We start from the raw sequence: 23,743 nt of genomic DNA, 5'->3' as shown, positions 1-23,743 counted from the left end.
AGTATCTTGTAGCGCATGCTCGCTCGCTTCACACGGATGGCGATCCTCGGCGTGGTAGCCGTCGCGCTCGCGTCCTGTGCATCGCCGCAACCCGTCACCCCGATCGTCACGCACGTCGACGATTACGGCACGCCGGTCGGCTCACAGCCGGTCCGCGAGGGTGGCGACCTCATCATGGGTCTGTCGAACGATCCGGACAAGCTCGATCCGACCACGTCCAGCTCGCTCTACATGCGCTACGTGATGAGCACGATCTGCGAGAAGCTCTACGACAACGATTCCTCCGGAAATCTGGTGCCGCAGTTGGCGACCGCGCTGCCGACCATCTCCCCGGACGGCTTGTCGGTGACCATTCCGGTGCGCACCGGCATCGAATTCGCCGACGGCACACCGTTCAACGCCGCCGCGGTGAAGACCAGCCTGGAGCGTCATCTCACGATGCCGGGTTCGCAGCGCACCGGTGAGATGGGCCCGATCAGCGAGATCGACACCGAGGATTCCTCGCACGTGGTGATCCGGTATCACCAGCCGTTCGCGCCGATCACCGCGGCGCTGGCCGACCGCGCGGGCATGATCATGTCGCCCGCCGCGTTGAAGGAGGCGGGCAACAACTTCGGCGACAACCCGGTCTGCGTCGGGCCGTTCAAGTTCGTCAAGCGGGTACCGCAGACCTCGATCGCCGTCACCCGCGACCCGCTGTACTACGACGCGAAGAACGTGCACTTCGACAGCATCACCTACCGGATCATGCCCGATGCCAAGATGCGCGCGCAGAGCCTGCGCGCCGGTGACATCCAGGTCGCCGACACGATGTCCCCGGACGATATCGACGCTTTGTCGAAAATGCCGCAGCTGCGGGTGCTGCAATCGGGATCGTTCGGTTTCCAAGGGCTCTATATCAACATCGGCAATGTCGACGGCGCGGGCAAGCCGGTCAAGCAGATCAACACCCCGATCGCGCGCGATGCCAAGGTGCGGCAGGCGCTTTCGCTGAGCATCAACCGGGAAGCGCTGGTCGACAAGGCGTTCCACAACTGGTACGAGCCCGCGTGTACCCCGATCGCGCCGCGCACCTCCTACGCCACCAAGGCGAGCACGGTCTGCCCGACCTTCGATCCGCAGCGCTCGCGCGAGCTGCTCGCCGAAGCCGGCGTGCAGATTCCGTACCCGGTGACGATGCAGGTGATGAACGTCGCCGATCAGCTCGAGTACGCCCAGGAGATGCGCGCGGTCGTCGCGGAGGGCGGCTTCGACCTCAAGCTCGTGCCCGCCGAATACTCCAGCATGCTGGACGCCCAGAAGAAGGGCACCTACGAAATCCTCTACCTCGGCTGGTCGGGCCGACTCGACCCGGACGGCAACACTTCTCGCTTCCTGACCACCGGTTCATCCGGTAACTACAGCGGATTCAACTCCTCGACCCTGGACGATCTGCTCGGCTGGGCCGCGCACAGCACCAGCGCCGCGCAACGCGGCGCGCTGTACGAGCAGGCGGTACGGCTCATCCAGCGAGAGAACCCCTATATCTACACCTACCGTCTGCGTAACCTCACCGTGCACTCGACCTGGGTGACCGGCATCGAGGTATACGCCGACGGCACGGTGCGGCTTGGCAAGGCCGCATACGTCGCTGATCGGAAGGGCTGAAAACCCATGCTGCAGTACGTGTTCCATCGGCTATGGCAGTCCGCCGTCACGCTGGTGCTCGCCTCGATGGTGGTCTTCGTCGGCGTGCGGGCGCTGCCCGGCGATCCGGCCACCACGATGGCGGGCGAGGACGCGAATCCGGAGGCCATCGCCGCGGTTCGCGCCGATCTCGGCTTGGACAAATCGGTGTTCGTGCAATACCTCGAGTTCGTGAAACATTCGGCCACCGGTGATTTCGGACGTTCGATCCGCACCGGCACCCCCGTGCGCGACATGATCGGCACCACCCTGCCGGTGACCTTCCAGCTGGCCGTGTACGCGATGCTCATCGCGGTGCTGGCCGGCGTGATCGGCGGCGTGATCGCTGCGGTGTACCGAGGCCGCTGGCCGGAGTGGGCCGCCAACGGCTTCTCCCTGGTCGCCCTGTCGGTGCCCACCTTCTGGGTCGGCATCCTCGCCGTGCTGTACCTCTCGGTGCAGCTGAACTGGTTCCCGGCCTCGGGATACGTGTCCCCACTGGAACATCCGCTGCGCGGCATCTACTTCTTGACCCTGCCCGCGCTGATCCTGGGCCTCGCGCACGCGGCGGTGGTGCAGCGCCAGACCCGCTCGTCCATGGTGGAGACGCTCACCGCCGACTTCGTGCGCACGGCGCGGGCCAAGGGCCTGGGCCGCGGCGCGGTGATCTTCCGCTTCGGCCTGCGCAACAGCCTGATCGTGGTGACCACCATCGTCGGCCTGCAGCTCGGCGGGCTCATCGCGGGTGCGGTCGTCACCGAACGCATCTTCAGCCTGCCCGGCATGGGCAAGCTCACCCTCGACTCGGTGTTCACCCGCGACTACCCGGTGATCCAGGCGGTCGTGCTGGTCATCGCCGCCGCCTACATCGTGATCAATCTGCTGGTCGACGTGCTGTACACGGTGATCGACCCCCGCGTTCGAGTGTCCGGGAGGGCGCAATGACAGTCACCGAACCCCGCCCCACCGTCACCGACACCGGGCCCGCGCCCGCCGTGGCGACCCCCCCGTTGACCGCGGTGCGCGGACGCGTGCTGCGCCAGCTGTGGGGCAACCCGCTCGGCATGGTCGGCGCGGTGCTGCTGCTGATCGTGATCTTCGTCGGCGTGTTCGCGCCGCTGCTCGCCCCGTACTCGCCCGCCGAGGTGCACTTCTCGACCCCGTTCCAGCAGCCCGGCACCGTCGGATTCGCTTTGGGCACCGACGATCTCGGCCGCGACATCCTGTCCCGCGTGCTCTACGGCACCCGCGCCTCGCTCGAGGTCGGCGTGCTCTCGGTGCTGTGCGCGGTGGTCATCGGCGTGCCGTTCGGCCTGCTCGCCGGGTACTGGCGCGGGTTCGACATGGTGCTCTCGCGCGTCTCCGACGTGCTGCTCGCGTTCCCGTTCGTCATCCTGGCGGTGGGGCTCACCGCCATCAACGGCGGCGGACTCACCGACGCGGCGATCGCGCTCGGCATCGCGCAGGTGCCGGTGATGATGCGGGTGGTGCGCGCGGAAACGTTGCGGCTCAAGGAAACCGACTTCGTGCTCGCCGCCCAGGCCATGCACGTCGGGCCGCTGCGCATCCTCGGTCAGCACATCCTGCCCAACTCGCTGGCCCCGATCATCGTGCAGGCCACGGTGATCATGCCGACCGCGGTGCTCGGCGAGGCGATCCTGTCGTTCCTCGGGCTCGGCATCAAACCGCCCGCGCCGAGCCTGGGCATCATGCTGTCGGACGCGCAGCAGTACCTGCTCCGCACGCCGTGGCCCGGCATCTTCCCCGGTGTGGCACTGGCGATCATCTGCTTGGGATTCAACCTCTTCGGCGACGCCCTGCGGGACGCGCTCGACCCGAAGACAAGGCGCTGAGGGAAAACGACTATGACAACAGCATCGCGAAGCGATTCCATGAGGGGCGGCGGTCGGGTGACGGGTGGGCCACTACTCGAGGTCAGTGCACTGCGCGTGGCCTTCGGGGACACGACCGCCGTGCACGGCGCGGACCTGGTCATCCAGCCGGGCGAGCGGGTCGCCGTGGTCGGCGCGTCCGGCTCGGGGAAATCGACACTGGCACACGCGATCATGGGTCTGCTGCCCGGCGCGGGCCGGGTCACCGGCGGCACCCTGCGGTGGCGCGGCGAGGACATCACGCACGCCGACGAGAAGCGACTACGCAAGCTGCGCGGGCGCGAGATCGGCCTCGTCCCGCAGGACCCCATGTCGAACCTGAACCCGGTGTCGCGGGTCGGTCGCCAGGTGTCGGAAACCCTGCTGGCACACCGGCTCTGCTCGCGTCGCGAGGCGAAGGGGCGGGCCATCGAACTGCTCGGCCAAGCCGGGCTGCCCGAACCCGCGCGCCGCGCCCGGCAGTACCCGCACGAGTTCTCCGGCGGTATGCGCCAGCGCGCACTGATCGCGATCGGCCTGGCCTGCCGGCCGGACCTGCTCATCGCCGACGAGCCGACCTCGGCCCTGGACGTCACCGTGCAGCGGCAGATCCTGGACCACCTGGAGAAACTGACCCAGGAACTCGGCACCGCGCTGCTGCTGGTGACCCACGACCTCGGGCTGGCCGCCGAGCGAGCCGACCGGGTCATCGTGATGTCGGACGGGCGGATCGTCGAGACCGGACCGGCCCGGCAGGTGCTGACCGAACCGCAAGAGGAGTACACGCAGCGATTGGTCGCGGCCGCGCCCGCGCTGATCGGACCGCGGCGCGATGAGGGCGTCGCAGTCGGCAGCGTGGACACCGACGAGGCGGCCGAAGATCCGGCGGCCGCGCTCGCCGACGGCGCCGCCGCCGCGCGCAATGGTTCCGCGCCAACCGGCAAGTCCGCCAAGAGTTCTCCGATCCTGGAGGTCTCACACATCAGCAAGGAGTACCGGATCCGCGGGCGCGGCGGGGTGCTCAAAGCGGTGGACGACGTGTCGTTCACGATCGAGCGCGGGCGCACCACGGCGATCGTCGGCGAATCGGGGTCGGGCAAGACCACGACCGCGCGGATGGTGCTCGGCCTGGTGCCGGTGACCGCCGGCACCGTGCGCTTGGACGGCGCCGAACTCGGCGGGCTGCGCGGTGCGCAACTGCGGGCCGCGCGGCGCGCCATGCAGCCGGTGTTCCAGGACCCGTACGCCTCGCTCGACCCGATGTGGACCGTCGAAAAGCTGATCGCCGAGCCCTTGCGGGCCTTCGGGGTCGGCGATCGCGCGTCCCGGCGGGCGCGGGTCGCCGAGCTGCTCGAACAGGTCGCGCTGCCCGTGGCGGTGGCGCACCGGTATCCCAACGAGCTGTCCGGCGGGCAGCGTCAGCGCGTGGCCATCGCCCGCGCGCTGGCCGTCGGATCGCCGCTGGTGGTCTGCGACGAAGCCGTGTCCGCGCTGGACGTGCTCGTGCAGGACCAGATCCTGACCCTGCTGTCCTCGCTGCAACAGCAGCTCGGCGTCAGCTACCTGTTCATCTCGCACGACCTCGCGGTCGTGCGGGCCATCGCGCACGACGTCCTCGTCATGCGCAACGGCAAGGTCGTCGAACAGGGCCCGGTCGAGAAGGTCCTCTCCACCCCGTCCGACCTCTACACCCGCCAGCTCCTCGACGCCATCCCCGGCGTCAGCCTGGTCGAGGACATCGACCTCGGCGAGCTTCCCTCCCTCGAGGCGGCTGCCGCGGCGGTCGTCTCCGAAGAAGCGGTGGACGTTGCCGCGTTCTCGGCGGAAGATACTGTCGCCGAAGCGGATTCGGCACAGGATGCGGCCGCGGTCGCCCCGGCGGCGAGTGTCGCCGATTCGGATTCGGTCGCGGTGGTGCCGGACGCGGATGCCGCCCCAGCGGACGAGCCCGTCGCCGAGGTGAAGCCCACCGAGGCATCCACCGCCGTGACCGAAAAGGTCGTCCCCGAGGTCGATTCGGCCAAAGCCGCCGCGCTCGCCAAACTCGAAGAAGCCTTCGCCGAAGACGTCCCGGTCGACGCTGCCGCCGTCGCGTCAGCCGCGGAAACCGCAGTGACCGAGCCCGAAACGGAACCCGATGCTGGTGCCGAAACGGTCTCGGCAGAAGCGGCTTCCGCAGCCGAGCCGACAGAGCCGGTAGCCGTCGCACCCGAAGCGGCTGTCACCGAACGTGTGTCGGCCAATGGCACCGCCGGACCTGATGCCGCGGTGGCTGCTTCGCCCACGGCTGGGGCGGAGAACGGTGCGGCTTCGACCGAGTCGGGTTCGACCGCCGTCACGGATGCGCCCGTCAAAGAGGTTGCGACGGAAAATGGTTCGGCCTCCGCGACCGAGTCCGATGTCGCGGACGCGGCTGCCGAGCCATTGCAGGTCGCTGCGGCGGACGTTCCCGCTGAGAGTGTCGCGGGTGAGGGCGAAGGGTCGGGAGCCGACCGCACCGAACCTGCGGTTGCTGCGGCAAAGAACGGTGTCGGCCTCGCTGAGACCGGCACTGATGCGGCTGAAGCTGCTGTCGCCGAATCGGTTTCGGCGGCATCTACCGAGACAGCCACCGGGCAGAACGCGGTGGATACCGCGGAGGCGGCCATCCCTGCCGAGTCCGGCGCGGAGACCGTTTCGGCGTCGGCAGCTGGTACCGACCCGCACGCCGCGGACCCTGTCGCGGTGACTGGTGACGCGGCGACTGAGCCCGGTGCGGCTGTGGCCGCGGAATCCTCCGCGGAAGCCGATGGCGCTGAAAAAGCTACGGGCTCGGATGTTTCCGGTACGCCCGAGGCGGCGACTGCTGCCGTGGCCGGCGGTGCGGCTGTGGCGGCCGGTGGTGCGGCGGCTGCGAAGAAGACCGCGGGTGGGCGTGCCCCCCGCAAGGCCGCGGCGGCGAAGAAGACCACGGCGACGGGAACTGCACGGAAGGCGACCCCGGCCAAAAAGACTGCCGCGGCGAAGAAGACAGCGGCAAAGAAAGCGACCGCGACAGGTGCCGCCACATCGGCGGGCGAATCCGGCGCGGCCGCGGCACCCGCCGCAGCCGAGTCCGCGGCTGCGGCCAAGTCTGCGGCGGCGGCCAAGTCGACCGGTGCAGCGAAGTCGACCGGTGCCGCCAAGAAGACGGCCGCAGCGAAGAAGACCACTGCGGCAAAGAAGTCCACGGCGGGTGCGGCCAAAACAACCGCTGCCGCCGAAACCACCGGCGCGACCAAGACTGCGGGCGCGACCAAATCGGCTGGCGCAGCTAAGAAGACCGCAGGCGCAAAGAAGACTGCCGCTGCAAAGAAGACCCCCGCGAAAAAGGCCGCAGCACCCGCAACCGAAAAGCCGGCTTCCCCCGGCGACCCTAAGGAGGCTGCCTCCCCAGGCAGCGGGTCACCCACGGAAGCCTGAAGGCCGGACCGGCCCGACCCGCCGCACGAGCGGGTCGGACCGGTCGGGTCGGCGACGGAAAATAACCGGGGCCGAGCGTTTTCACAGCTACACGGGCCGTGGGCCGGGTCCGGCTCGACCGGCGGGGAGCTGGTCTAACCGGACCTGGGGACCCTATTCGGTGACGATGGCGATGGCGTCGATCTCGACCAGCATCTCGGCGCGGGGGAGACCGGTGAAAACGGTGGTGCGGCTGGGGAGGACGTCACCGGTGGTGTTGGCGGTGACGAATTCGCCGTACGCCTCGTTCATCGCGGCGAAGTCGTCGCGGGTGGTCAGGTAGACCCGCAGCATGACTACGTCATCGAACGTCGCACCGCTCGCGTCGATGATCGCTTTCACGTTCTGCAGGGTCCGGATCGTCTGTGCCGCAACGTCGCCGGGGAACAGGTATGCGTTGGTGACCGGGTCCACCGGACCCTGTCCAGAGACCTGCACGAACGGCCCCTTGCGCACGCCCTGGGAGAAGGTGTGTGCGGGTGCGGGCGCATCGGTGGTGCGGACGGCGATCTTGTCACTCATGGAACAGTCAGCCTTTCGTTGCGGTGGGGGTGCGGCTGGGTGCCCAGCCGAGTTCGGCGGAGATGGCGTCGGCGGCCGCGCGCACGCGCGGCAGTTCGGCCAGAACCTGGTCGTGGTCGAGGAGCATGTCCGGCACCGACATCGAGACCGCGGCGACGACCGCGCCGGTGCCGTTGCGTACGGGCACGCCGATGCAGTTGACGAAGCTCTCGTGTTCTTCGTGGTCTTCCGCATAGCCAAGGGCGGCAACCTTTTCCAGTTCGATCAGGTAGCGCTCGGGGGTGCGGATGGTGCGTTCGGTGAACGGGTGATAGTCGAGTTTCTCGGCGATCACCCGCCATTCGGCGCGGGGCAGCGACGAGATGAGCACCTTGCCGACGGCGGTGCAGTGCAGCGGCGCGGGCCTGCCGACCCGGGAGTACATCCGCACGCTCTGGGTGGCGTCGAGCTTGTCGATGTAGACGACCTCACCTGATTCGTAGGTGGCGAGGTGGATGGTCTGCTTGGTGTCGGCGTTCAACGCGCTCAGGTGCGGCCGCGCCAGGGTGCGCACGTCGCGCTGTTCCAGTGTGCGGTTGGCGAGTTCGAACAGCCGCGACCCCAGCATGTAGCGGTGCTGGCTGTCGTGGGTGACGAAGCGCTGCGCCTCCATCGTCTGGAGTAACCGCAGCACGGTCGACTTGTGCACGCCGAGCTGGGTGGCCAGCTGGTCCAACGACCGCGAATCCTCGCCGAGCGCAACCAGAATGGTCAAGGCACGCGACAAACTCTGACTCATGACGGCGTCTCACAGACTCTAGGGTGGTTCACAGGACCACATTCTCGATGACGGTCTCGTTGTAATGCAGTTCGGCCCAACCTTTTTCGTCCAGGGTGGCGAGCCGTTCCAGGGCCGAGGGGTGGGGAAGTTCGGCGCCGTCGCCGGTGCCGGTGAGTGCGGCGGCGGCGCACAGGTGCCCGAAGCGCAGCCGCTGGTCCAGCGGCCTGCCGTGCAGCAGGGCCGCGAGATAGCCGCCCGCGAACGCGTCGCCCGCGCCGATCCGCTCGGTGACCTCCAGTCCGAGCGCTGGCACCTCGACGCGATCGGCCCCCGCGAATCCCGTGACGGTGTGCTCGTCGTTCTTGACGATGAGCTGCGCGGGTTCTGGAAACAGGGCGCGCAGTGCGTCGGGATCCCCGGTGCCGAAGACGGCGGCGGCCTCGTCGGCGCCGAGGAACACCACGTCGCTGCCGCGGACGTGCCGCGCGAGCACGTCCGCCGCCAGTTCGAGTCGCTGCGCCCATAGTGCGGGACGGAAGTTGAGGTCGAAGCTCACCAACCGGCCGTTGCGGGGCAGAACGAGCAGAGCTTCGGTGAGCTCGGTCGTCGAATGGGACAGCGCCGTGGTGATTCCGGTGAAATGCACCAGGTCGCAGCGGGCGAGCAGGCCGGCCGCGGCGCTCGCGTCGAGGTCGGCGGGCGACATCGCGCTGGCCGCGGAGCCGGTGCGGTAGTACAGCATGCGGCTGGCGCGCTCGGCGAGGTCGGTCGCCTTACCGGAACCACTGCCGCGCTCCTTGACGTACACCGCGGTCGGCCGGGCCGGATCGGTGACGACCGCCGACACGTCGACGCCGCGTGCCGCGAGATGGGCGATCAGGTATCGGCCGAAGCCGTCGCTGCCGATGCGCGACAGCCAGGCGGTGTCGACCCCCAGTTGCGGCAGCACGGTGGCCACGTTCGCTTCGGCGCCGCCCGCGGTCCGCTCGAAGGTGTCCGACTCTTCCAGCGGACCCGGCTGTGCCACCAGCACAGCGAGTCCCTCGCCGACGGTCACCGCTCGTGGGCGGGTCGACGTAGGCCACGTCACACCGATCTCCTTCCTGTGCTTGCGGCCAGAGGCCATCCCGTGCAGAATAACCACACGAAACACGATGCGCAACAAGCATTGCAGAATATGCAATAGCGAGAAGCTATGTAGATTGATGCGGGAATTCGCGGGAAGGAACGCCGTGGTGATCGACGACGACGTCGTAGCAGCACTCGGAGACCGGAGGCTCGGTCCCGAGCACAAAGGGCTGCCGCCCGCCGCCTGGGGGCACACCGTGCGCGAATTCCTCGCCACCGCACCGACGCTCGCGCAACTCGAAACCCCGGTGCTGACCATCGACCGGTCGGCCGTCGAGTCGAATCTCGCACTGATGGCCGACTGGGTGAGCGCCGCGGGCGTGCAACTCGCGCCGCACGGCAAGACGACGATGGCGCCGCAGCTGTGGGCGCAACAGCTCGCCGCCGGCTGCTGGGGCATCACACTCGCGACCATCTGGCAGGTCCAGCTCGCCCGTTCCTTCGGTGTGCGCCGGATCCTGCTGGCCAACGCGCTCGTCGATCCGGTCGGATTGCACTGGGTGGCCGAAGAATCGGCGAACGATCCGGCGTTCGAATTCGTCTGCTGGGCCGACAGTGTCGAGACGGTCGCCCTGATGAACCGGCACCTGAGCACCGCGCCCGGCGCGGCCCGGGTCCGGGTGCTGGTCGAACTCGGCGGGCCGCACGGCCGTACGGGTGCGCGCACGGTCGAGCAGGCGCACGCCATCGCGGCCGCCATCGCCGACGCCCCGCGGCTGACGCTGGGCGGGGTCGGCGGCTACGAAGGCGCGCTCGCACACGATCGCACCTCCGAAGCGGTGGACACCGTGCGGCACTACCTGGACGAACTGGCCCGCCTGCACCGCGAAATCGCCGCCGCCGGAAAGTATCCGGGCGAAGCGATCATCACCGCGGGCGGCAGTGCCTACCCCGACCTGGTGGTGGAGCGACTGGCCGGATCGGCCGACGAGCAAGGCGCACAGGGTGTGCCGACCACCGTCGTGCTGCGCTCCGGCGCGTACCTCATCCACGACGACGGCTTCTACGCGGGAATCTCGCCGTTGGCGGCGGCGCGCAGCGACAAGCCGCTGCGCTCGGCCATGCACGGCTGGGCGCGCACCATTTCTCGCCCGGAGCCGGGACTGGCCCTGCTGGACGCGGGCAAACGTGATCTGCCCTTCGATGAGGGTCTTCCGGTCCCGCAACGCATTGCGGGACCGGAAGATACGCCGGTCGACCGGGCGGCACGGACGTCGGCGCTCAACGACCAGCACCTGTTCCTGCGTCTGCCCGAGAACACGGACCTGCCGATCGGCACCGTTGTGCGCTTCGGGCTCTCGCACCCGTGCACCGCGTTCGACAAGTGGCGGCTCGTCCCGGTGATCGATGACGCTGATGCCGCGTCGCCGCGCGTGGTCGACTTCCTGCACACCTTCTTCTGACGAGCCGGACCCCATGACGGACATACTTTTTCGCGAGATCGACATCATCGACGGCACCGGCCTGCCGCGCTTCCGCGGCGACGTGCGCGTCGCCGACGGTCGTATCACCCAGATCACCGCCCCCGGCTCGTTCGCCGAGGCCGACCGGGTCGTCGAGACCGGACCCGGGGCCGTGCTGTGCCCCGGCTTCATCGACATGCACGCGCACTCGGATCTGCATCTGCTCACCGAGCCCGGGCATTTCGCCAAGATCAGCCAGGGTGTGACCACCGAGGTGATCGGACAGGACGGACTGTCCTATGCCCCGATCGACGACGCCACCCTTGATGTGGTGCGCCGCCAGATCGCCGGGTGGAACGGCAATCCCGCGGACCTCGACTTCTCCTGGCGCACCGTGGCCGAGTACCTGGACCGCCTCGATCGCGGAATCACGCCCAACGCCGCCTATCTCGTGCCGCAGGGCACATTACGGCTGCTGGTGGTCGGCGCGGATCAGCGTCCGGCGACCGGGGACGAGATCCGGCGCATGCAGGAGCTGCTCGCGCAGGGATTGCGTGACGGCGCGGTCGGCATGTCGAGCGGGCTCACCTACACACCCGGAATGTACGCCGACACCGGCGAATTGGCCGCGCTGTGCGAGGTGGTCGCGGAGTTCGGCGGCTTCTACGCCCCGCACACCCGTTCCTACGGTGCGGGCGCGCTCGAGGCGTACGCGGAGATGATCGGCCTCGCCCGGCGCACCGGCTGCGCGCTGCACCTCACGCACGCCACGATGAACTTCCACGTGAACCGCGGTCGCGCACCGGAGTTCCTGGCGCTGATCGACGAGGCCAGGGCCGAAGGCTGCGACATCACCTTGGACACCTACCCCTATCTGCCCGGCGCCACCACGCTTTCGGCGCTGCTGCCGAGCTGGGCGATGTCCGGCGGTCCGGACGCGGCGCTGGCGCGGCTCGAGGATCCGGCGACCCGGGCGCGCATCGCCCAGGATGTCGACGTGCACGGGTCCGACGGCTGTCACGGCGTGACCGTCGAATGGGAGACCATCCAGATCAGCGGGGTCGGCAACGCGGACCTCGACCAGTACGTCGGCAAACGGATCGACGAGATCGCCGCCGAACGCGCGGTGGCGCCGGTCGAGGTGTTCTTCGAACTGCTGCAACGCGATCAGCTCGCGACGGGCATTCTGCAGCACGTCGGGCACGAGGAGAACGTGCGCGCGATCATGGTGCACCCGGGGCACATGGGCGGCAGTGACGCGCTGCTCGCACCTGCTCGGCCGCACCCGCGCGCCTGGGGCACCTTCCCGCGTTATCTCGGCCGGTACGTGCGCGAACTCGGCGTGCTGGAGCTGGAGGACTGCGTACACCACCTGACCGGCCGGCCCGCGCAACGCCTGCGGCTGCGCGACCGCGGCCTCGTATCCACCGGGTACGCCGCGGATCTCGTCGTGTTCGATCCGGCCTCGGTGATCGATACGGCTACCTTCGACGATCCGAAACAGCAGGCGCGCGGCATCACGCACGTGCTCGTCAACGGGCGCTTCGCCATCGACGACGGCGCACCCACCGGCACGCTCGCCGGGCGGGCGCTGCGCATGGACGCCGCGCGAAAGGAGACAGTCTGATGACCTCGAGCAGTACCGCCATGGCGGCCATCCGGGCCGACCGGGTGCTGAGTGTGGTTCGCGCGCCGGAGATTCCCGATCCGGTGGCGCTGGCGGAGGCGCTGGCGTCGTCCGGCATCCGGGCGCTGGAACTCACTTTCACCACGCCGGGTGTGCTGGGCTATCTCGCGGCCGCTCGGTCCGCCGCGCACGCGGTACTCGGTGTCGGGACCGTGCTCACCGGGGAACAGGCCAAGGCCGCGATCGACAGTGGTGCGCAGTTCCTGGTCACGCCGGGTCTGCGCACCGAGGTCGCCGAGGTGGCCGCGCAGCACGACATTCCGGTCGTGATGGGCGCTTTCACGCCGAGCGAGGTGCTCACCGCGCTCGATCTCGGCGCGGCCGCGGTGAAGATCTTCCCCGCGCGGGCACTCGGGCCCGGCTACCTGAAGGACCTGCGTGGTCCGTTTCCAGATGTTGCGCTCATCCCGTCGGGTGGCGTCAACGCGGGCAACGCCGCCGAATTCCTGGCCGCGGGCGCTGTCGCCGTCACGGCAGGCACCGACGTCGTTGCCCCTTCCGATGTCGCGGCGGGCCGGTGGACCGAAATCGCCGACCGCGCGGCGTCGTTCGTTCGATCCATGAATTGAGAGGTCTACCCATGGGCGCTGTAGATTGGCTGCGCACCGATACCCGGGGGCTGCTCCTGCTCTGCGGGCTTGCGATCGCAGTGCTGCTGTTCGCCATCATCAAGGTCAAGCTGGAGCCGTTCATCGCGCTGCTGCTCACCGGGCTCGGGTTGGCGCTGGCCGCCGGGCTGCCGGTGTCGAAGATCGTCGGCACGGCGATCAAAGCCGGTGATTCCCTGCTGGAGACCGGATTCGGCGGCATCCTCGGGCATATCGCCGTCATCATCGGGCTCGGCACGGTGCTCGGCGCGATCCTGGAACGCTCCGGCGGCGCCGACGTGCTCACCGGCAAGCTGCTGAACCTGTTCGGCGAGAAGGGCGCCCCGTTCGCGATGGGCCTGCTCGGGCTCATCTTCGGTATCCCGGTCTTCTTCGATATCGGCATCTTCGTGCTCGCGCCGCTGATCTACGTGGCGGCCAAGCGCGGCGGGCGCTCGCTGGTGTTGTACGCGATGCCGATGCTGGCTGGTCTGTCGATGACGCACGCATTTCTGCCGCCGCACCCGGGTCCGGTGGCGCTGGGCGGTCTGCTCGGGGTGAGCCTCGGCTGGTTGATCCTGATGGGATTCGTCTGCGGTCTACCGGGTTTCGTCGCGGCGGGCATCGTCTGGGGTAGTTACATCGGCAAGCGCGTGCACGTCGAGGTGCCGGAGGAATTCCTGGTCACCAAGGAGAAGGAAACCGCTCCCGATGAGGGGGAGCGGATTTCCGACGGCACCGGCGGCGGCACCGGCACGGCCACCAAGACCGTGACGGCCACGCCGCCGTCGGTGGGCCTGATCGGCGCGATCATCGCGATCCCGCTGGTGCTGATCCTCGGTGCCACCTTCGGTACCCAGTTGCTGGACAAGGACTCTCAGCTGCTGCAGGTGCTGACCTTCTTCGGCACGCCCGCCGTCGCGCTGCTGATCGCGGTGCTGATCGCGTTCTATGTGCTCGGTGTGCGCCGCGGTTCCACCGTGCAGGAGCTCAGCGAACTCACCGCCGAATCGCTGCGGCCGGTCGGCATGCTGCTGCTGGTGGTCGGCGCGGGCGCGTTCTTCGGAAAGGTCATCTCCGCCACCGGGATCGGCACCGCACTGGCCGACACCATGTCCGCGGCCGGGCTGCCGGTGATCGTGCTCGCCTACATCATCAGCTGTGGTCTGCGCATCGCGCAGGGCTCGGCGACGGTCGCCATCGTCACCACCGGCGGCATCGTCGCGCCGCTGGTGACCGACCACGGTTACTCGCAGATGTCGATCGCGCTGATCGCCATGGCGATCGCCGCGGGCTCGATCATCCTCAGCCACGTCAACGACGGTGGTTTCTGGATCATCGCGAAGTTCTTCAACCTGACCGTCAAGCAGACGCTGCAGACCTGGACCGTCCTCGAAACCATCCTTTCGGTGGTGAGTTTCGCGGTCGCCGCGGTGCTGTTCGCCATCGTCAGCTGAGCAGCAGCCCGCGGACCAACCGGTCCACCGCCCGCTGGGCGTCGAACCCCGTTGCGGGGCCGGCCAACTGGTGCAGCACCACGCCGTCGAGACAGTCGACGAGCAGCTTCGCCACGTCCGGCCCCGCGTCGACGTTGCGGAGCATGGCGCGAATCCAGTCGGTCAGCCGTTCGTTTCCGCGCCGCACCGCGGCCTGCGCGGCCGGGGAGCCCTGTGCCTCCAGGAACAGGGCGTATCGGGCGAGCGTGCGGGTGCGATCGGTGGTGATCGCATGCGTGACGAACAGAGCGATGCTCTCGACGAGTTGGTCGAGGGTGCTCGGCGCCGGTACCCGGCTCAGCGCGTCCCAGTCCGCGTAATCGCGCTCTTCCAGGCGTTCGGCCAGGCCGGCGAGCAGTGCGTCCCGCGAGCGGAAATAGTTCGAGGTCGAGCCGGACGGCATGCCGGCCGCCTCGTCGACCGCGCGGTGGGTGAGCGCACGGGCACCCCGCGATCCCAGCAGTTCGATCGCGGCATCCAGGACGAGTTCCCGCTTCGTAGGCACGCCGAGATACTACATCGGTAGTGAGTTCCACTACAGAAGTAGTTTATGGACTACATATGTAGTAGCTTTGTCGTCAGCTGAGAGCGGGAGGAGTCTGGCGATGGCAAAGGTGATCATTGTCGGCGGTGGCATCGGGGGACTGGCGACCGCGGTCGCGTTCACCCGGCAAGGGTGGGAGGTCGAGGTGCTCGAACGAGCCGCCGCGATCACCGAGGTCGGCGCGGGACTTTCGCTCTGGCCCAATGCCCTTCGTGCGCTCGATGCGCTGGGCCTGGGCGCGCAGGTGCGATCCCGGGCGGTCGAAGGGGGTTCGGCCGGGATCCGGGACAGCCGGGGAGCCTGGCTCTCGCGGGTGGATAGCGCGGCGATCCGGGCGCGCTACGGCAGTCCGATCATGCTGCATCGCGCCCACCTGCTCGACCTCCTGCGCGCCGAGCTGCCCGAAAAGGTGCTGCGCACCGGCATTTCGGTGCGCGAGGCGCGGCCCGACGGCACCGTGGTGCACGACGCGGGGACCTCGACGGGTGACCTGGTCGTCGGCGCCGACGGAATCCGCAGCGTCGTGCGGCGCGCGGTGTGCGGCGACGTCGCGCCACGCTACAGCGGTTACACCGCGTGGCGGGTGGTGGTGACGCCGGCTGAGCCGATCACGGGCATGGCCGAAACCTGGGGACGCGGTGAACGTTTCGGCTACGGGGCGCTGGCCGACGGCCGGGTCTACTGTTTCGCCACCGCCGATATGCCCGCGGGCGCACCGGGCGACGGACTCGCCGAACTACGCCGCCGATTCGGCGACTGGCACGCACCGATTCCGGAACTGCTCGCCGCCGCAACGGAATCCGCTGTGCTGAAGCACGATCTCTACGACCTGCCCGCGCTGCCGGCCTTTGTTGCGGGCCGGGTCGCATTGCTCGGTGACGCGGCGCACGCCATGACCCCCAACCTCGGTCAAGGCGCCTGCCAGGCTTTGGAGGACGCGGTGATCCTGGCCCGGGTCGTCGCCGCGGATACCGGCCTCGCCCGGTACGACCGTGAACGCAGGCCACGCACCCAGATGATCGTCACGCGCTCGCGTCGGGTCGGCACCGTCGCTCAACTGTCCTCGGCGCCTGCGGTATTCGCGCGCAACCTGCTGCTGCGGCTGACGCCCGCCGCGGTGCAGACGAAATCGTTCGCCCCCGTGCTCGATTGGACCTGCTGACCCGCTAACCGGGAAAATCACGCAGTGCGTCGGTGCAGCGCGCGGCCTGGGTGCGCAACGCGGTGACCAGTTCCGGTGGGCCGCTGAGCAGCGTGAAGTCCACATTGCTCGAGGTGATCATCCAGACCAGATCCGCCGGGGTTTCGGCGCCGACGAGCAGGCGGCAGGACTCGGCGTCCACCGGTTCCAGCACGCCCATGCCGGGCCAGATGCGATCCGCCGCGGCCGCCGCGCCGATGTGCAGCAGGACGGTTGCCCGGCACGGCCAGGAGTTCGTGGACAACTGCCGCGAAAGGTACTCGGCCACATCGCCTTCCGGTGGTTCACGCGGGGTGAAGCGGGGACCGGTCGGGATGCGCGGGGTGAGGCGGTCGGCCCGGAAGGTGCGCCAGTCGCCGCGATCGATGTCCCACGCCACCAGGTACCAGCGGCGACTGAAATGCACCAGGCTGTGCGGTTCCACCTTGCGCAGGGTCGACGTGCCGTCGTGCGCGCGGTAGTCGAAGCGGAGCCCTTCATGTCGCTGGCAGGCCTCCGCGACCGCCATCAAGGTCTCCGGCCGCACCGCCGCGCCGGGCGCCCCGACCCGTACAGTGGCCGCGCGCAGGGTGCGCACCCGATGCCGCAGGCGCGGCGGCAGCACCTGTTCCAGCTTCGTGAGCGCGCGCAGCGAAGACTCCTCGATGCCCGCCACCGTTCCGTCCGAGGCGCTGCGCAGGCCCACCGCCACCGCGACGGCCTCTTCGTCGTCGAGCAGCAGCGGCGGCAGTGCCGCGCCCGCGCCGAGCCGATAGCCCCCGGTTCCTTGCGTCGCGTCCACCGGATAGCCGAGTGCCCGCAGCCGCTCGACATCGCGGCGCACCGTGCGCCCGGTGACGCCGAGCCGCTGTGCGAGTTCCGCCCCGGTCCAATCCCGGTGCGTCTGCAACAGGGCCAGCAGTTTCAGCAGCCGTGCCGACGTCTCCAACATTGCCTCACCCTGCCATCGGCTTAGGAACGTTACAGTCCTAACCTGGATGGTAGCGGGCGTGCATGCGGGCGGCGGTCTCGGCCAGCCGCGCGCGCAGTTCGGGCGGGTCCAGCACCTCGATGAACTCGCCGAGCGGCAGGATCGCGTGCGCGAGAACGTCCCAGGCTTCCGAGGCCAGGGTCAGTTCGACCCAGCCCTCGGCATCGGGTTCGCTCGCCGACGCCAGCGCCTCCGCGACCGCCGCGGGTTCGTGCCACAGGCGTAGCAGGCGCAGATGGGTCTCGGCGATCCGGCAGCGGGACCGGACCCGCAGCATCGACTGCGCGAAATCGTCCGCCGCCGCGGACCAATGCGCGGACAGATCGAAATCGACCGGCCGCGTGAAGGTTTCGCCGTTCGGTTCGGCCGAGACGATCCGGCTGACCCGATAGGAGCGGACCGCGTCGCCGTCGCGCGCGACGAGATACCAGGTGCCCGCCTTCATGACCAGGCCGAGCGGGTCCAGCAGGCGCTCGACCACCTTGTCCTTGCGGCCGTAGCGCAGGTGCAGGCGGCGGTCGTGCCAGAGCGCGTCGGCGACGGTGTTGAGGGTGGGCGTTTCGTCGGGTCGGCGGAACCAGCCCGGTGCGTCGATGTGGATGCGCTCGGCGATTCTGGTTGCGCGGCCGCGTAATTCGGGTGGGAGCGCGGCGAGAACCTTGAGCTGTGCGGTCGCCAGCACCGTACCGAGGCCGAGATCGGCTGCCGCGCCGGGCAATCCGGTGAGCAGCACGGCGTCGGCCTCGTCGGTGGTCAACCCGGTGAGCCGGGTTCGGTAGCCGTCGACCAGTTGTACGCCGCCCGCCCGGCCCGGCTCGCTGTACACCGGCACGCCCGCCGCGGACAGCGCCTCGATATCCCGGTACACCGTGCGCACCGACACCTCGAGCTCCTTGGCGAGTTCCCCTGCGGTCGATCGCCCCCTGGTCTGCAACAGCAGTAGCAGTTGCACCAATCGACTCGCGCGCATGGATCCGAGAGTAACCGGAAAAGTTGACAGAAGGTGGCAAGAATTGCCCGTATTGTCTAGCGCATGACCACTTGGAGTGATTTCGCCGAAGAAGCACCGCATATCGCCGAACTGTTCGCGCGCCGGCACACCGCGACCGGCAACCTGTGCATGCTGGGCACGCTCCGCTCGGACGGGTTCCCACGGATCAGCCCGGTGGAACCGCGGTTCTTCGAGGGCAATCTGGTGATCTCGGGGATGCCGGGCACGACGAAATTCCGTGACCTGGCGCGTGATCCGCGGTTCTGCCTGCATACCGCCACGGTCGACACCCAGGTCAGCGACGGTGACGCCAAACTGTTCGGCACCGTCGTCGATCTACCCGATCAGCAGCTGCACGAGCGGTTCGCCCAGCACCTGTTCGACGAATCCGGGTTCGACATCCGCGGCCAGAAGTTCGACCACTTCTACATCGCCGACCTGAGCAGTGCCTCCACGGTGCAGGTGATCGACGATCACCTGGACATCACGATCTGGAAGCCGGGGCAGGGCGAGCGGGTGGTGCAGAAACACTAGAACCGCGTCATTCGCGGCGCGGCAGCCTGCCGAGCACCTCGTCGGCGAGCCGGCCGCGGTCCACCTCGAGCGCGTCGAAAGCCGGGCGCACCACGTCGTCGTCCAGCGCGAGCAGGCCGAGCAGCAGGTGACCGAGATCGACTGTGCTGCTGCCGGATTGCTGCGCGTGCACCTTGGCGACGGCCAGCGCCTTGATCGCCTGCGGTGCGAACTGCGGCGTCACCGAGGCGGCGGCCCGCGCCGCGGTGCCGGCCCGCAGCGCCGCGCGCAGGTTCTCGTGCGAAAGCTCCAGTGTCGCGATGGCGGTGCCGATGGGGGTTTCGGGATCGTTGGCAGCCGCGCTGGTCAGGGCCAGGAGCAGATGGCTCGGACCGATATGCGCGTCGTCGAGGGCCTGCGCTTCACGCAGGCTGTTCTCCAGCACCTTCCTGGCCTGTTTGGTGAACGGGATGTAGCCGGACACGTTGAGGTCGCCGGGTCCCGGCGGCAGCGCGATCCGGGCCAGCGCCGCCTTCGGTTCGATGCCGAGCTGCGCCAACGCCGCTGCGGCACCGAGGGTCGGTTCACGCTCGCACAGGTCGAGGACGGCGAGCAGCATGTGCTCGGCGCCGATGTAGCCATGGTGTAGATCACGGGCGGCTTCCTGCGAGAACACCACCACTCGCCGAGCGTGATCGGAGAATTTCTCGAACATCGCGAGCCCCTTTCGGCCGTCGGCCGCTGGCTTCAATGGTAGACACCGCGGGCACTCCGACTGTCCGATATGCGCGGTTGACTACCCGGTGCACCCGCGCGGCCCGCGCCACGGGGTCATCGGCCGCGCGGCGCGAAACTGCGAGTCGTCCACGAGGGCAGGCTGACAGCGCAGGTCGTCGTACCGCGAGGCGGATCGGGTCGCAGCGCTATCGGCCCGCCAGGACCAGGCTGGTTGCTCCGTGCACGGCGGCCTCGGCGCGTGCGTGCGGTGCGGCGCGGTCTGATGGAGCCGGACGAGTTCGGCCTCACGTCAATGGCGCGGCGGCTGCTTGACCGCAGGCACTCGACCAAATGAATTGCGGTGCAGAAGATCTCGTTGTCCGGCGATCTCACTCGGTGAGAGCTTGGATCCGATCGTAGGGCGGGGGCGCGGTGGGCAGGGGAGTGTCGGCGCGGACCGCTCGGGCGGCGTTGACGGCCGCGGCCAGCGCAGTGCGGTACAGCAGCGACCCGGTGCTGATCCGGCGTACGCCGAGGGCGGCGAGGGTCGCCAGGGACGGTCCGGTCGGCGAATAAAGGATGTTGACGGGCAGTGGGACGGCGGCGACGAGCCGTTCGATCGCGGCGGGATCGGTGAGGCCGGGAACGAAGATGCCGTCGGCGCCCGCGGCGGCATACCGCGCGGCCCGGTCGAGCGTGCTGTCGGCGTCGAGGCGCAACCAGTGTGTATCGACGCGCGCGTTGACGAAGAGTTCGGGCGCGTGCGCTTTGATCGCCGCGATCACTGCCGCCTGGTGTTCCGGTGCGGCCAGCGAGTTTTCGGTGCGGCCGTCCTCCACGTTGATTCCGGCGATACCGATCTCGGCCAGTTGCGCGACGTATTCGCCGACCGCCGTGGGGCTTTCGCTGAAACCCCCTTCGATGTCGACGGACACCGGGACCGGTAGCCGGGCGAGCAGCCGAGCCAGCGCGATGGTGGCCGCGGCGGTGACGCCGGTGCCGTCCGGCAGACCCGCCGCGACCGCCACGCCGAGGCTGGTGCTGCCGATCGCCGGAAACCCTTCGGCCGCAAGCAAAGCCGCGGAGCCGAAGTCCCAGGCGTTCGGCAGCATCAACGGCTCGGCACGGTGGTGCAATCGGTGGAAGGTCTCGGTCTTGTTCATGCGGATCCCTCGATGATGCCTGCGGCGAGTGCGATGGCGTGCGCCCGGCCGGGGCAGGCGTGCGGCCCGGCGCCGAAACCCAGTCCCGGGTGGCGCATGTCGAGTTCGACCAGTTCGCCGTCGACCACCCGGCGGGTCGAACGCAGCGGCGGATGTTCGTCCATCGTGCGGGCGATGCGTTCCTCCGCGCTGCCGTGCGGGTCCGGCTCCCGTACGTGGGCGACGAGGGCGGAAGTCGCGGCACAGGCCTGGACCAGCAGGCAGATTCGCGTCGCCGTCACGTCGTCGGGCACGCCCCCGCAGGCGGTGACCAATTCCGCGACTGCCGCGTCGGCGGCGATATCGTCCGGCTCGTGCGGTTGATAGTGGGCGGCGACCACCGCCACCGACTCTTCTGAGATACCTTGCAGTCCAAGCGCTTCCGCCAAGGCGCGGATGTGCGGCAGGGTGCCGCCCGCCGCCCGTGCCCGTGCACGCAGGTCGGCAGGGGAGAGGCGGTCGAGTTCGGCCTCGACCAGTGCGCGCAGCCGTCGGTGCTCGGCGCCCTCGCGGAACCGGGGCACGTGCGCGCGCAACCACGCGACACCGATCGGCGCGTCCACCTGCGGTGCGACCGGCACCGGTGCGTCGATCAAGGTGCGCCGCACCTGGTCGGGGTCGGTGAGCATGGTCGGTGTCCGAGTCATGGCGAGACCGTATCCCCGCGACATTTCGGTCGCCGCCGAAACGTCGGCGCGCCATGATGGGGTGGTGTCATCCCGAGGAGCCGAACTGGCCGGTCTCGCCGCCTTGCTCGCCGACCGTACCCGCGCCGATATGTGCCTGGCGCTGGTCGACGGCCGGGCGTGGACGGCGGGCGAACTCGCCCGGCACGCTGGGGTGGCCGCGTCCACCGCGACCGAACATCTGAACCGGCTGCTCGACGGCGGGCTGCTGGTCGAACGGCGCCAGGGCCGGCATCGCTACGTGCAGTTGGCCGGGCCGCAGGTCGCCGAGCTGCTGGAAACGATGGTCACCCAGCTCGAGCCGTCGCGCCCGGCCGTGACGAATCTGCGAACCGCCACTGTCGCAACCGCTTTGGCGCGCGGCCGGACCTGCTACGACCACCTGGCCGGACGTCTCGGGGTCGCGATCACCGACGCGATGACCGCGCGCGGTCTGCTCGACCAGGGCACCGGCTTCGCCCTCACCGACGCCGGCCTGTCCTGGCTCACCGGGCCGCTGGGTGTGGCGCCCACCGCCTTACGCGGGACACGCCGCCCGCTCGCCCGGCCGTGTCTCGACTGGACCGAACGGCGCACCCATCTCGGTGGTACCGCGGGCGCGCAGATCTGTCGTCGCCTGCTCGAACTCGGCTGGATCGCCCGCGTCGGCAGTGGTCGCGCCATCCGCGTCACCGTCGACGGCGAAGCCGCCTTGCACACACTGCTGGCGATCGATCCGTCCGCACTGCAGCACTGAATCAGATCGGTTCGCGCAACTGCCGCAACCGATACGCCACCCGTGTGATTAACCCCGCCAGCATCCGCGCGGCAGCCTCCAGTCGATCCAGCAGGTCCGACAACTCCTCCTCGCTACCCCGCGCCACATCGAGGCCACGCAGCCCAGCCAGCGCACCCTCCAGGGCGCTGAGCTGCTCTTCGTAAGCTCCGTTCGAACGCATGTTCTAATGCTACATCATCAGACGACCTGCGCGGCCACGAGCGTCTCGAAGGTGTAGGGCCGCACGCCGTCGGTACGGCCGGCGAAGTACCGCTGCAGGAGGTCCGCATGTGCGGGATGGTCCACGACCTTCAGCCCGCACCGGTTGATCAGCCGCTCGATCTCGGATGCCGGCCAGCCGGGCTGCAACGGCTCGCCGACAGAAGCCGCGATCGGCGTGTAGATACGGGCGAATTCCGTCCCCACGTCGTCGAGCGCGCAGTCCTCGGCTCGGTAGGAGAACACCACCTCGGACCCGGGAGCAGCCGCCGCGATCGTGCGCAACCCCGACTCGATCGCCTGTGCCGTCAGATAGGGGGCCACGCCCGTCCAGCAGAACATCGCCGGCTGCGCCCAGTCGAACCCGGCCCGGCCCAGAGCATCCTGAACCGGCCCGGCCTCGAAATCGGCCGGCACGAATACCTGGGAGTCGCTGAGCGGGAGGCCGAGCTCCCTGACCCGCTCGAGCTTCCATGCCTGGGAGGCAGGGTGATCAACCTCGAACACCGTCAGCGAGCCGAGCAGATCCGGCCGCCGCCACGCGAACGAGTCGAGTCCAGCGCCGAGAATCACGTACTGGGTGAAAGCGCCGGCAGCCAGCCGGTCCTCCGCATACCGGCTGCGGGTGCAGACAGCCGCGCGGGACTCGCGACGCACCAGGTCGGGGAACAGCGGATCGAACTGGTCTCGCAGCTGCTGCCATACCGGGCCGACAAGCACCAGGGCCAGCACATCGTCCAGCACCCACGGCGACGCCGTCTCCAGTCGAAACAATCCACGCGACACGGCCGCGAACATCGCCGTCCTGCTCGGCGCGCTTTCCATGCACTCCTCCTCGCGGGCCAGAACCCCAGCATGCCGACCACGCTTGCCCACGCTGCGCACTAACAGGATGCGCCCGAAACGCCATGGCGGCCAGAGCCGGATCGCCTGGCCGTCCGACGACCGCTCCTCACGGCTACTAAGTTCGCTGCGTTGGCTACCTTCACCTGCATGATCTATCCGGGCAGTGATTCAGCGTCGCGAGTAGCGCAACTGGCGAACATCGCGCGAAAGCTGGATGCAGGACTGGCCTATCGAGGTATCCGATCCGGCTCGCCTCGATGAGTTCATCGACCTGCTGCTTGCGAACAAGGCCGATTGGGAGCTGAGTTTCTGGTTGCTGGATCTCGTCCTCGAGTCGGCCGAAGGCGTGCTGGCCGCCACGCCGCCACAGGATGGAGCCGAGCCGTTGGTCGACGCTCTGGTTGCAGTGTGTGAGGCCACACGCGCGCCAGGAATCGCACAGCGATTGGTGTACTGGGCGTGCCTGGACGCTTCCGCTCCCGACGCGATGTTCCGCGT

At 69.0% G+C, this 23,743-nt stretch carries 23 protein-coding genes; 12 read left to right on the top strand and 11 right to left on the bottom strand.

Annotated elements, in window-relative coordinates:
* Positions 1-15 precede the first annotated feature (15 nt).
* Genes TY25_RS11560 through TY25_RS44440 form a run of 4 tightly spaced genes read left to right on the top strand, consistent with a single transcriptional unit; the run spans position 16 to position 6,977 of the window.
* Positions 16-1,647 carry an ABC transporter substrate-binding protein gene (locus tag TY25_RS11560; RefSeq protein ID WP_042255928.1) on the top strand — a complete coding sequence of 544 codons (1,632 nt, stop codon included), beginning with the start codon at positions 16-18 and terminating at the stop codon, positions 1,645-1,647.
* A gap of 6 nt (positions 1,648-1,653) precedes the next feature.
* Complete coding sequence (locus tag TY25_RS11555; protein ID WP_042255927.1) at positions 1,654-2,610, top strand: ABC transporter permease; 957 nt, start codon at positions 1,654-1,656, stop codon at positions 2,608-2,610.
* Positions 2,607-3,518, top strand: coding sequence for an ABC transporter permease (locus TY25_RS11550; protein ID WP_042255926.1), 912 nt, complete (start codon positions 2,607-2,609; stop codon positions 3,516-3,518). Before TY25_RS11555 ends, TY25_RS11550 begins: the two co-directional genes overlap by 4 nt.
* A gap of 12 nt (positions 3,519-3,530) precedes the next feature.
* Positions 3,531-6,977 (top strand): dipeptide ABC transporter ATP-binding protein, encoded by a 3,447-nt coding sequence (locus tag TY25_RS44440; protein WP_081868819.1) that lies wholly within the window; start codon positions 3,531-3,533, stop codon positions 6,975-6,977.
* A gap of 153 nt (positions 6,978-7,130) precedes the next feature.
* On the opposite strand, the gene TY25_RS11530 is transcribed toward TY25_RS44440, so the two are convergent.
* Genes TY25_RS11530 through TY25_RS11520 form a run of 3 tightly spaced genes read right to left on the bottom strand, consistent with a single transcriptional unit; the run spans position 7,131 to position 9,388 of the window.
* Entirely contained in the window at positions 7,131-7,538 is a 408-nt protein-coding gene (locus TY25_RS11530; RefSeq protein WP_042255925.1) for a RidA family protein, read from the bottom strand.
* 7 nt (positions 7,539-7,545) lie between these two features.
* Entirely contained in the window at positions 7,546-8,316 is a 771-nt protein-coding gene (locus tag TY25_RS11525; RefSeq protein ID WP_042255924.1) for an IclR family transcriptional regulator, read from the bottom strand.
* A 28-nt stretch (positions 8,317-8,344) separates the two neighbouring features.
* Complete coding sequence (locus tag TY25_RS11520) at positions 8,345-9,388, bottom strand: sugar kinase (RefSeq protein ID WP_226887420.1); 1,044 nt, start codon at positions 9,386-9,388, stop codon at positions 8,345-8,347.
* 115 nt (positions 9,389-9,503) lie between these two features.
* Here TY25_RS11520 and TY25_RS11515 point away from each other — a divergent pair, with 115 nt between their 5' ends.
* Genes TY25_RS11515 through TY25_RS11500 form a run of 4 tightly spaced genes read left to right on the top strand, consistent with a single transcriptional unit; the run spans position 9,504 to position 14,560 of the window.
* On the top strand, positions 9,504-10,829 hold the full coding sequence (locus tag TY25_RS11515) for a type III PLP-dependent enzyme domain-containing protein (protein WP_042255922.1): 1,326 nt from the start codon (positions 9,504-9,506) through the stop codon (positions 10,827-10,829).
* A gap of 13 nt (positions 10,830-10,842) precedes the next feature.
* Positions 10,843-12,456 carry an N-acyl-D-amino-acid deacylase family protein gene (locus TY25_RS11510; protein WP_042255921.1) on the top strand — a complete coding sequence of 538 codons (1,614 nt, stop codon included), beginning with the start codon at positions 10,843-10,845 and terminating at the stop codon, positions 12,454-12,456.
* Complete coding sequence (locus TY25_RS11505) at positions 12,456-13,085, top strand: bifunctional 4-hydroxy-2-oxoglutarate aldolase/2-dehydro-3-deoxy-phosphogluconate aldolase (protein WP_042255920.1); 630 nt, start codon at positions 12,456-12,458, stop codon at positions 13,083-13,085. Before TY25_RS11510 ends, TY25_RS11505 begins: the two co-directional genes overlap by 1 nt.
* A gap of 11 nt (positions 13,086-13,096) precedes the next feature.
* Positions 13,097-14,560 (top strand): GntP family permease, encoded by a 1,464-nt coding sequence (locus TY25_RS11500; RefSeq protein WP_042255919.1) that lies wholly within the window; start codon positions 13,097-13,099, stop codon positions 14,558-14,560.
* Here TY25_RS11500 and TY25_RS11495 read toward each other — a convergent pair.
* A complete protein-coding gene (locus TY25_RS11495) occupies positions 14,553-15,104 on the bottom strand; it encodes a TetR/AcrR family transcriptional regulator (protein ID WP_042255918.1) in 552 nt (183 codons plus the stop codon). The two genes, TY25_RS11500 and TY25_RS11495, sit on opposite strands and share 8 nt — an antisense overlap.
* Before the next feature lie 100 nt (positions 15,105-15,204).
* Between TY25_RS11495 and TY25_RS11490 the strand changes: the two genes are divergently transcribed.
* Positions 15,205-16,305 carry an FAD-dependent monooxygenase gene (locus TY25_RS11490; protein WP_042255917.1) on the top strand — a complete coding sequence of 367 codons (1,101 nt, stop codon included), beginning with the start codon at positions 15,205-15,207 and terminating at the stop codon, positions 16,303-16,305.
* Positions 16,306-16,309: 4 nt separating this feature from the next.
* Here TY25_RS11490 and TY25_RS11485 read toward each other — a convergent pair whose 3' ends face one another.
* Together TY25_RS11485 and TY25_RS11480 are read right to left on the bottom strand one after the other, a co-directional pair.
* Positions 16,310-17,275, bottom strand: a complete 966-nt coding sequence (locus TY25_RS11485) for a helix-turn-helix transcriptional regulator (protein ID WP_042255916.1) — start codon at positions 17,273-17,275, stop codon at positions 16,310-16,312.
* A gap of 37 nt (positions 17,276-17,312) precedes the next feature.
* Complete coding sequence (locus tag TY25_RS11480) at positions 17,313-18,284, bottom strand: helix-turn-helix transcriptional regulator (protein WP_042255915.1); 972 nt, start codon at positions 18,282-18,284, stop codon at positions 17,313-17,315.
* A 63-nt stretch (positions 18,285-18,347) separates the two neighbouring features.
* Here TY25_RS11480 and TY25_RS11475 point away from each other — a divergent pair, with 63 nt between their 5' ends.
* Positions 18,348-18,839 (top strand): pyridoxamine 5'-phosphate oxidase family protein, encoded by a 492-nt coding sequence (locus TY25_RS11475; protein ID WP_042255914.1) that lies wholly within the window; start codon positions 18,348-18,350, stop codon positions 18,837-18,839.
* A 7-nt stretch (positions 18,840-18,846) separates the two neighbouring features.
* Here TY25_RS11475 and TY25_RS40450 read toward each other — a convergent pair whose 3' ends face one another.
* The 3 genes from TY25_RS40450 to TY25_RS11460 form a co-directional block, all read right to left on the bottom strand.
* Positions 18,847-19,533, bottom strand: coding sequence for a Clp protease N-terminal domain-containing protein (locus TY25_RS40450; protein ID WP_052382928.1), 687 nt, complete (start codon positions 19,531-19,533; stop codon positions 18,847-18,849).
* Positions 19,534-19,924: 391 nt separating this feature from the next.
* Complete coding sequence (locus TY25_RS11465) at positions 19,925-20,698, bottom strand: isocitrate lyase/PEP mutase family protein (RefSeq protein ID WP_042255913.1); 774 nt, start codon at positions 20,696-20,698, stop codon at positions 19,925-19,927.
* The gene (locus TY25_RS11460) at positions 20,695-21,384 is read right to left on the bottom strand and encodes a hypothetical protein (RefSeq protein ID WP_081868818.1); all 690 of its coding nucleotides are present in this window, start codon (positions 21,382-21,384) and stop codon (positions 20,695-20,697) included. Before TY25_RS11460 ends, TY25_RS11465 begins: the two co-directional genes overlap by 4 nt.
* A gap of 64 nt (positions 21,385-21,448) precedes the next feature.
* Here TY25_RS11460 and TY25_RS11455 point away from each other — a divergent pair, with 64 nt between their 5' ends.
* Positions 21,449-22,159, top strand: coding sequence for an ArsR/SmtB family transcription factor (locus TY25_RS11455; RefSeq protein WP_042256138.1), 711 nt, complete (start codon positions 21,449-21,451; stop codon positions 22,157-22,159).
* A gap of 1 nt (position 22,160) precedes the next feature.
* Here the strand turns inward: TY25_RS11455 and TY25_RS11450 are convergent, their stop codons facing one another.
* Complete coding sequence (locus tag TY25_RS11450) at positions 22,161-22,361, bottom strand: hypothetical protein (protein WP_014983476.1); 201 nt, start codon at positions 22,359-22,361, stop codon at positions 22,161-22,163.
* Between the two features lie 17 nt (positions 22,362-22,378).
* The gene (locus TY25_RS11445) at positions 22,379-23,224 is read right to left on the bottom strand and encodes a class I SAM-dependent methyltransferase (RefSeq protein WP_042255911.1); all 846 of its coding nucleotides are present in this window, start codon (positions 23,222-23,224) and stop codon (positions 22,379-22,381) included.
* 235 nt (positions 23,225-23,459) lie between these two features.
* Between TY25_RS11445 and TY25_RS11440 the strand changes: the two genes are divergently transcribed.
* Positions 23,460-23,743: hypothetical protein (locus TY25_RS11440; RefSeq protein WP_042255910.1), on the top strand; the 284-nt coding region annotated here is incomplete at its 3' end.

The organism is Nocardia brasiliensis NBRC 14402 (assembly GCF_000308475.2).
GTDB lineage: Bacteria > Actinomycetota > Actinomycetes > Mycobacteriales > Mycobacteriaceae > Nocardia > Nocardia brasiliensis.
This window is presented reverse-complemented; position numbering and strand designations above follow the sequence as displayed.

Excerpts from the sequence above, each read along its gene's own strand:
- TY25_RS11560 (WP_042255928.1), top strand. The coding sequence starts at position 16 with ATGCTCGCTCGCTTCACACGGATGGCGATCCTCGGCGTGGTAGCCGTC.
- TY25_RS11555 (WP_042255927.1), top strand. The coding sequence starts at position 1,654 with ATGCTGCAGTACGTGTTCCATCGGCTATGGCAGTCCGCCGTCACGCTG.
- TY25_RS11550 (WP_042255926.1), top strand. The coding sequence starts at position 2,607 with ATGACAGTCACCGAACCCCGCCCCACCGTCACCGACACCGGGCCCGCG.
- TY25_RS44440 (WP_081868819.1), top strand. The coding sequence starts at position 3,531 with ATGACAACAGCATCGCGAAGCGATTCCATGAGGGGCGGCGGTCGGGTG.
- TY25_RS11530 (WP_042255925.1), bottom strand. The coding sequence starts at position 7,538 with ATGAGTGACAAGATCGCCGTCCGCACCACCGATGCGCCCGCACCCGCA.
- TY25_RS11525 (WP_042255924.1), bottom strand. The coding sequence starts at position 8,316 with ATGAGTCAGAGTTTGTCGCGTGCCTTGACCATTCTGGTTGCGCTCGGC.
- TY25_RS11515 (WP_042255922.1), top strand. The coding sequence starts at position 9,504 with ATGCGGGAATTCGCGGGAAGGAACGCCGTGGTGATCGACGACGACGTC.
- TY25_RS11510 (WP_042255921.1), top strand. The coding sequence starts at position 10,843 with ATGACGGACATACTTTTTCGCGAGATCGACATCATCGACGGCACCGGC.
- TY25_RS11505 (WP_042255920.1), top strand. The coding sequence starts at position 12,456 with ATGACCTCGAGCAGTACCGCCATGGCGGCCATCCGGGCCGACCGGGTG.
- TY25_RS11500 (WP_042255919.1), top strand. The coding sequence starts at position 13,097 with ATGGGCGCTGTAGATTGGCTGCGCACCGATACCCGGGGGCTGCTCCTG.
- TY25_RS11490 (WP_042255917.1), top strand. The coding sequence starts at position 15,205 with ATGGCAAAGGTGATCATTGTCGGCGGTGGCATCGGGGGACTGGCGACC.
- TY25_RS11485 (WP_042255916.1), bottom strand. The coding sequence starts at position 17,275 with ATGTTGGAGACGTCGGCACGGCTGCTGAAACTGCTGGCCCTGTTGCAG.
- TY25_RS11480 (WP_042255915.1), bottom strand. The coding sequence starts at position 18,284 with ATGCGCGCGAGTCGATTGGTGCAACTGCTACTGCTGTTGCAGACCAGG.
- TY25_RS11475 (WP_042255914.1), top strand. The coding sequence starts at position 18,348 with ATGACCACTTGGAGTGATTTCGCCGAAGAAGCACCGCATATCGCCGAA.
- TY25_RS40450 (WP_052382928.1), bottom strand. The coding sequence starts at position 19,533 with ATGTTCGAGAAATTCTCCGATCACGCTCGGCGAGTGGTGGTGTTCTCG.
- TY25_RS11465 (WP_042255913.1), bottom strand. The coding sequence starts at position 20,698 with ATGAACAAGACCGAGACCTTCCACCGATTGCACCACCGTGCCGAGCCG.
- TY25_RS11460 (WP_081868818.1), bottom strand. The coding sequence starts at position 21,384 with ATGACTCGGACACCGACCATGCTCACCGACCCCGACCAGGTGCGGCGC.
- TY25_RS11450 (WP_014983476.1), bottom strand. The coding sequence starts at position 22,361 with ATGCGTTCGAACGGAGCTTACGAAGAGCAGCTCAGCGCCCTGGAGGGT.
- TY25_RS11445 (WP_042255911.1), bottom strand. The coding sequence starts at position 23,224 with ATGGAAAGCGCGCCGAGCAGGACGGCGATGTTCGCGGCCGTGTCGCGT.